Here is a 1,286-nt window from a genome sequence, read left to right on the forward strand (position 1 = left end):
AGAGGTGGCTCCGGAAATTCGGACAGTTCATTGAGTGGAAAAGCTGGGGCGTGAGTCGGTCATAATGGCCGGCGACAAGGAACCAGAAGATGACGAAACGAAACCGACGGACACACTCACCGGCATTCAAGGCAAAGGTGGCACTAGCGGCGCTCAAGGGCGACAAGACGCTGGCAGAGTTGGCCCAGCAATTTGATGTCCATCCGAACCAGATCACGGACTGGAAGAAGCAGTTGCAGGAGCGGGTTGCCGATGTGTTCGACGCGGGCAACGCGCCCCCAGCTGCACCGCCAATCGACGTGAGGGTGTTGCACGCGAAGATCGGACAGTTGACGTTGGAGAATGATTTTTTAGAAAGCGCGCTCAGCAAGGCGGGACTGCTGGGCGTAAAGCGATGATCGATCGTGATCACGCCCTGCCGGTGACGCAGCAGGCCCGGCTGTTAGGCATAAGCCGCTCGAGTGCCTATTATCAGCCGCGTGAGGTCAGCGAAGCGGATCTGAAATTGATGCGCCGGATTGACGAGCTTCACCTCGACCATCCATTTGCCGGGGCGCGAATGTTGGCACGTCTACTGCGTCGCGAAGGTATCACAGTCGGACGCAGGCACGTTGGCACCTTGATGAAGCGCATGGGCGTCGAGGCGTTGTATCGCAAGCCAAACACGAGCCGCAAGCATGCAGCCCACAGGATCTGGCCGTACCTGCTGCGCAACCGGAAAATCGATCGGGCCAATCAGGTCTGGGCGCTCGATACGAGCTATATCCCGATGGCGCGGGGCTTCGTCTATCTGACGGCCGTCGTGGACTGGGCGAGCCGCCGGGTGTTGGCGCACCGGGTGGCGATCACACTAGAGAGCTGCCATGCTGTCGAGGCGCTGGAGGAAGCGTTTGCGAAATACGGGCCGCCTGAGATCGTCAACACGGATCAAGGAAGCCAGTTCACCGCAACCGAATTCACCGACGCGGTTCTCGGCCGGAAGGTTGTCCTGTCGATGGACGGAAAAGGCGCCTGGCGTGACAACGTGTTCGTCGAACGGGTGTGGCGCAGCGTCAAATATGAAGAGGTTTATTTGAAAGCGTACGACTCGGTAGGCCACGCGCGTCGCTCAATCGGCAATTACCTGAACTGGTATAACCAGAATCGGCCTCATTCGAGGCTGGCCGATCAGACGCCGGATGAAGCATACTTCGCCACGCTGCCAGCGATAAAATCGGCAGCTTGATTGCCCCAACAATTCCACTTAAAAATCTCGGGACCCTGTCCGAACAAGCGGCGCCACCTCT

General features: G+C 58.6%; 1 protein-coding gene. It reads left to right on the forward strand.

Annotated elements, in window-relative coordinates; translation table 11 throughout:
- Positions 1 to 89: 89 nt before the first annotated feature.
- Positions 90 to 1,225, forward strand: a protein-coding gene (locus tag B0G75_RS40020) for an IS3 family transposase (protein WP_374956966.1) whose coding sequence is annotated in 2 segments (ribosomal slippage) — positions 90 to 354 and positions 354 to 1,225 — 1,137 coding nt in all. Because the reading frame shifts where the segments join, the coding sequence is not laid out codon by codon here.
- Positions 1,226 to 1,286: the final 61 nt, after the last annotated feature.

The sequence above is a fragment of the Paraburkholderia sp. BL18I3N2 genome, from assembly GCF_003001875.1.
In the GTDB taxonomy this organism is placed as follows: domain Bacteria; phylum Pseudomonadota; class Gammaproteobacteria; order Burkholderiales; family Burkholderiaceae; genus Paraburkholderia; species Paraburkholderia phytofirmans.